This window comes from Terriglobales bacterium, from assembly GCA_035567895.1.
Lineage (GTDB): Bacteria > Acidobacteriota > Terriglobia > Terriglobales > Acidobacteriaceae > Gp1-AA112.
Map to the genome: position 1 here is coordinate 155,973 of DATMPC010000070.1, position 6,125 is coordinate 162,097.

Annotated in this window: 5 protein-coding genes; 2 read left to right on the top strand and 3 right to left on the bottom strand. The window is 56.8% G+C overall.

The features are described from left to right. Positions 1 to 66: 66 nt before the first annotated feature. On the bottom strand, positions 67 to 855 hold the full coding sequence (locus VNX88_15185) for a type II CAAX endopeptidase family protein (protein HWY70013.1): 789 nt from the start codon (positions 853 to 855) through the stop codon (positions 67 to 69). A gap of 123 nt (positions 856 to 978) precedes the next feature. Here VNX88_15185 and VNX88_15190 point away from each other — a divergent pair, with 123 nt between their 5' ends. Further along, a complete protein-coding gene (locus VNX88_15190) occupies positions 979 to 2,163 on the top strand; it encodes an acetyl-CoA C-acetyltransferase (protein HWY70014.1) in 1,185 nt (394 codons plus the stop codon). A gap of 155 nt (positions 2,164 to 2,318) precedes the next feature. Here the strand turns inward: VNX88_15190 and glmS are convergent, their stop codons facing one another. Next, positions 2,319 to 3,461 (bottom strand): glutamine--fructose-6-phosphate transaminase (isomerizing), encoded by a 1,143-nt coding sequence (gene glmS / locus VNX88_15195; GenBank protein HWY70015.1) that lies wholly within the window; start codon positions 3,459 to 3,461, stop codon positions 2,319 to 2,321. Positions 3,462 to 3,493: 32 nt separating this feature from the next. Further along, positions 3,494 to 4,660 carry an N-acetylglucosamine-6-phosphate deacetylase gene (nagA, locus tag VNX88_15200; protein ID HWY70016.1) on the bottom strand — a complete coding sequence of 389 codons (1,167 nt, stop codon included), beginning with the start codon at positions 4,658 to 4,660 and terminating at the stop codon, positions 3,494 to 3,496. 62 nt (positions 4,661 to 4,722) lie between these two features. On the opposite strand from nagA, the gene VNX88_15205 reads away from it, so the two are divergent. Beyond that, the coding region (locus VNX88_15205) for a YifB family Mg chelatase-like AAA ATPase (GenBank protein HWY70017.1) at positions 4,723 to 6,125 on the top strand (1,403 nt) is incomplete at its 3' end.

A 6,125-nucleotide genomic window follows, 5' to 3' on the forward strand; every position in this document is an offset into this window, starting at 1 on the left:
GGAAGGTTTTCGCGAGCGATTCGTGATGCGTTCGAGTGAAGAATCGCACTCGCCAGAATTCTTCGATCACTTGATTACCCCGCTTTTTATCAGCCTTTGCGCGATCATCAGAAGTATTCCCTGAAAGCTGTCGTGCCATGCATGCGCCATCATTCCCGGACGCAGACTCTTCCGCAGAATGGCCAACGTACCAAACATTGCGCCGTAAACAAAAATGAGCAACATGCGTTGTTTGCCCTCGTATCCGTGCGAAAGACCGAAGATCGCAGCCGAGACCAGCATGCCCACCCACACGTTGCGTAACAGAGTCGAGAATTGTCGCTGAAAATATCCGCGGAAGACGATCTCTTCAACAAAGCCTGCAGTCGTGCTCATGCAGATCCAAAGAATGAGTTCGGCTGCACTACGCGGAGCTAGCAGTTGAATCGTCTTCTTTCCTTCATCAAGCGCGCCGGGACTTGCCATGTGCATGGCATAGCCCAATCCGATAAGCACGGCGTACGAGAGAATCCAAAATCCGAAGGCAACCGCAACGTCGAGCAGAAAATCCTCAAACGTACTCCATCTTCCACCAACCACTTCGCGCAGCTTCATTCGCGCGAAGCGCATTCCCAAATACGTCAGGCCAAGAAGCACCAACTCTGTAGCAATCGTGACGCTGTAAAAGACAACATGACCGAATCGCTTTGCGAACTCTCCTTGCTTATCGGCTCCGCTGTACGACATGAACAGCATCACACCAGCCAATGCGAACGTATAACCGTATTGCCAGAGCGGAGGGCGCTGAGACTCCTCGTCAATCGGCTGCCCAAGAGTTCCAGACAGGGCTGAAGGGGAAGTAATGGAATCGTTCAATCGAGTTCCTCGTGAATCAAGTCGCTCATGCAGGCCATCTTATAATGGATGGTTTGGCTTTCAGCCAATCCAGTTCGATAGTCCCTGATCTGTTGTGAACTGCACATTTCTGTTGAGGCCATCATGGAAGACGTAGTCATCGTTTCTGCAGTACGAACTCCAATCGGCAAGTTTCAAGGATCTCTTTCCGACCTCAGCGCGCCGCAGCTAGGCGCATTGGTGGTGAAAGAAGCTGTTAGCCGTGCCCATCTCGATCCGAAACTAATAGACGAGTGCATCATGGGCAATGTGATCTCTGCGGGCTTGGGACAGAATCCTGCGCGACAGGCGGCCCTTGGCGGAGCCCTGCCGCCTGAAGTCGCCGCACTCACCATAAACAAAGTTTGTGGCTCGGGACTGAAGGCAATTGGACTTGCGGCGCAAGGCATTCAAACCGGGAATGCGGAAATCGTAGTGGCCGGCGGCATGGAGTCAATGACAAACGCTCCTTATCTCTTGCCACAGGCGCGCAAAGGATATCGCCTGGGCAATTCACAAATCGTTGATTCGATGGTGAACGACGGCCTCTGGGACGTTTACAACAACTACCACATGGGAATGACCGGCGAGAACGTTGCCGAGAAGTACGGCATTACGCGAGAGCAACAGGACGAGTTTGCCGTGAACTCGCATCGCAAAGCGATTCAGGCGTGGAAGGAATGCCGCTTCAAATCGCAAGTCATGCCCGTGGAACTTCCTGCGCGCAAGAAGGGCGATCCGGCAGTGATCTTCGAAAAAGATGAGGGTCCGCGTGAGGACACGACCGCCGAGACGCTTCGATCCCTGAAGCCCGCGTTCAAGAAAGACGGCACCGTAACCGCAGGCAATGCCTCAACGATCAACGACGGAGCGGCCGCAGTGGTAGTGATGCCTGCCCGCAAGGCCAAAGATCTCGGGCTACAACCAATGGCACGCATCGTTGCGCAAGCCACCAGTGGAGTCGATCCGAAGTGGGTAATGATGGCGCCCGTCGACGGGGTCCGCAAACTTTGGCAGAAAACGGGATGGAAAGCGGACGACGTCGATCTCTATGAACTCAATGAGGCATTCTCCGTACAGTCGGTCGCAGTCGTGCGCGAGCTCGGCATCGATATGGACAAAGTGAACGTCAATGGCGGAGCCGTCGCGCTCGGCCACCCCATAGGAGCGAGCGGCGCGCGTGTACTGGTGACGTTGCTTTATGAACTGATTCGCCGGAATGCGCACAAAGGAATCGCGGCGCTCTGTCTGGGCGGCGGAAATTCCGTGGCGATGGCGATTGAACGGTAGCTTTACGTCTTTGTCATTCCGAAGCGAAGCGAGGAATCCCTATAGTACCCATGCTGCGCGCGGTAACCCATGCCTGTATGCACGAGAGTGCATGGGTACAGTAGGGATTCCTCACCGCCAAAAAACGGCGGTTCGGAATGACAATGAAAGAGGCGTCACTCCACTACAACCGATTTTGACAAATGCCGTGGCTGGTCCACGTCCCTGCCCTTCAGCACGGCCACGTGATACGCAAGAAGCTGGAGCGGCACAACTTCCAGAATGGGCTGTAACAACACCGGAACATCCGGTACTTCAACCACATGTTTCGTCACCTTGGGCGTCTCGGTATCGCCTTCGCTGATCACCGCAAGCACCGGAGTACCGCGCTCGCCGATCTCGCGGATGTTTGAGATCGTCTTCTCATAGCGGAGACGAGAAGCTGGATCGGACTTGTCACGCGTTGCGAGCACAACCAACGGCAAACTCTCGTCGATCATCGCGCTCGGCCCATGCTTCATCTCACCAGTCGGATATCCCTCAGCATGGATGTATGAGACTTCTTTCAGCTTGAGTGCACCCTCGAGCGCGATCGGGTAATCGATGTCACGCCCCAAGAACAGGAACGATTCATACTGAGCAAATACGCGGGCAAGGGCCAGACATTGTTGATCCTGCTTCAACACGCGCTGAAGCTCATCGGGTAGCTTCCGCGCCTTGCGTAATGCCGCGTCCACCGCAGCGTCGGAGCTTCCTCGCACGCGGGCAATATGGGCTGCCAACAAGAAGAGGGCAGTCAGTTGTGTGGTAAAGCTCTTCGTCGCCGCAATCGACGTCTCAATGCCTGCGTAGGTGAGCAGCATAGCGTCCGCATCACGCGTGAGCGGCGTATCGGCTACGTTGCAAATGGCCAGAGTCTTCGCGCCTTTGTTGCGCGCAACGTGCAACGCCGCGACCGTATCGACCGTCGTGCCGGACTGCGAGATAAACACCGCGAGCTCACAAGGCTCCACTATGGGATCGCGATAGCAGTATTGGCTGGCGAAATCGACTTCTACCGGTATGCCGGTCATACGCTCGATCATGAACTCGCCGGCGAGCCCGGCATGCCGGCTCGTTCCACTAGCCGCGATATCGATCTTCCGCAGCTTCCTTACTTCCTCATCGCTGATCCCCGATCCCGGCAGCGCTATATGCCCCGCGCTATTGACGCACGCCTCGATGGTTTCCCGTACCGCCTCGGGCTGCTCGTAGATCTCCTTGAGCATGTAGTGAGGAAAACCGTTCTTGTCGGGCTTCGATTGGCTATTCGTATGCATGAGTTTCTGATTCTAGCGAACTCGATGGTGGCTTATTCGTTGGCCATCCGTCCGCTCACGATCGTGTGCGCCACGTCGCCTTTCGCCGAGAGTAGAACGAGATCGGCGTCGCTTCCAGCCGCGAGTTCGCCCTTGCCATCTGCTCCGATCAGCTGCGCCGGATTTCGTGTCGCCAGAATCACGCTCTGTTGAAGCGTCCAATTAGCGAAGCTCATCACATTCCGTACGGCACGGTCCAGCGTGAGAACGCTGCCGGCTAGCCTTCCTTGGAATTCAGCCCGGTCACCACGCACTTCAACTTCGAACGGACCGAGCTGATAGGTTCCGTCCGGCATTCCGGTGGCGCTGATCGCATCCGTAATGAGCACCGCCCGGTCCACTCCCTTAGACTTGAGAAAGACTTCAACAATCGCGGGGGCGACGTGTACCCCGTCGGCGATGATGTCGGCCATCACGCGATCATCGCTCAGCACAGCCCCTAGGATCCCGGGCTCGCGATGATCTAACCCGCGCATCGCATTGAACGTATGCGTTGCGCTTATGGCACCGGCGGCGATTCCCCTCCCTGCCTCCTCAAATGTCGCGTCGGAATGCCCAATGCTCGTATAGACCCCCCGCTCGCGTGCGTGACGAATGACTTCCGCAGCTCCCGGAAGCTCAGGAGCGATGGTCATCATCTTCAGCGTGCCGCCGCTGGCGTCGAGAATCCTCTCGAAGAGATCCTGTGTTGGCGCCATCAGGAACTCACGAGGGTGAACCCCACACTTCGCCGGGCTGATAAATGGACCTTCCAGGTGAATCCCCAATGGACGCGCGCCTACATGCGCGTGCTCCGCAACCTCCGCCGAGATGATGTTGCCTAAACGGTCGACCGCTCCCAGAATGCGATCCATCGAAGCTGTCACCGTCGTGGGCAAATAGCTGGTCACACCGTGTTTTGCCATCGCCTTCTCGAAGCCGATCTGACCCGAGGGGTCGTCCTGCATCACGTCGTGGCCGGCTCCGCCATGCACATGGATATCAATGAAACCAGGAGCAATAACCAAATCGGGAAAATCAAGGTGTCGAGCGCCTGCCGGCACCTCCATGCTGCTCCGTGGCCCCAGCCTTTGGACAGTCCCATCTTCAATCACAACTATGGGGCTCTCAATGACTTCGGTTGGAGTAAAGAGCCGGGCGGCTGTGATGCAGGTTTTCATCTTGAGTTTGTCATTGTAAAGAATCGCACTGAGCTCGGGTCTGGTTTATACTCCCTGCGCGCATGCTCTTTCGAACTCTCAGCGCCGCCGTTTATGGCATCGATGCCAGCCTGATCGACGTGGAAGTCGACGTCGGGGAGCATCGCAGCGACAAAGAAAACTTCATGACCGTCGGATTGCCGGACGCCGCTGTCCGTGAGAGTAAGCAAAGGATCCAGGCAGCACTGAAAAACTGCGGCCGCGAGATGCCACAGACCAAAGTGACCATCAACCTGGCTCCTGCCGATCTCAAGAAAGAGGGTTCAGGGTTCGACTTGCCGATGGCGATGGGCATCCTGGGCGCTTATAGCGGACTGCTGAAGACCGAACTGCCCGATTATGTCTTCGTTGGCGAGTTGATGCTCGACGGCAGTGTTCGCGGCATTCGAGGAGCATTGCCCATTGCGATCGCCGCGCGAGCGCGCAAGATTCCCAATCTTGTCGTGCCCGAAACCAACGCTCGCGAAGCTGCTGTAGTGAGTGGGATCAAGGTATATCCAGTGCGTTCGCTGCTTCAGGTCATTGAGCTAATCAATCATGGAAACGGCGTCGCTCCCGTTGAGGTCAACACGGCTGAGTTGCTCGATCGCGCACAGCAGTTCACCGTCGACTTCAAAGACGTGCGCGGACAACAATCCGCAAAGCGAGCACTGGAGGTAGCCAGCGCCGGCGGACACAACATCCTAATGATCGGTCCTCCCGGATCAGGAAAGACCATGTTGGCAAAGCGCCTGCCGACAATCCTTCCTACGCTGACATTTGACGAGGCGCTGGACACGACCAAGATTCACAGCGTCGCAGGCGTGCTTGATCCCGGAGCGGGACTGGTCGGTGTCCGCCCGTTCCGCGCGCCGCATCACACGATCTCCGATGCTGGTCTCATTGGCGGAGGCATGATTCCCCGCCCAGGCGAGGTTTCCCTCGCTCATAACGGCGTGCTGTTCCTTGACGAGCTTCCGGAATTCCCACGCAATGTTCTCGAAGTAATGCGGCAGCCGCTGGAAGATGGCCAGGTCTCGATTGCCCGAGCGGCGATGTCATTAACCTTCCCCGCACGATTCATGCTCGTAGCCGCGATGAACCCCTGCCCCTGCGGCTATTTCAACGACGCGAGTCGGGACTGCAAATGCAGCATCGAGATGATCCAGCGCTACGTCTCAAAGATCTCTGGGCCGCTGATGGACCGCATCGACATTCACATCGACGTTCCTGCCGTTAATTACAAAGAACTGCGCGGTAACAGCACTCCCGAAGACTCGGCTTCAATTCGCGAGCGTGTGTTGCGCGCCCGCGAAGTACAACTGAATCGCTTTGCCGCCGCTGGTGAACGCATCTACTCGAATGCACAGATGGGACCGCGCCAAATTCGTACGTACTGTGAACTCTCGAGCGACTGCGAACGCCTGCTGGAACGCGCCATGCAGCA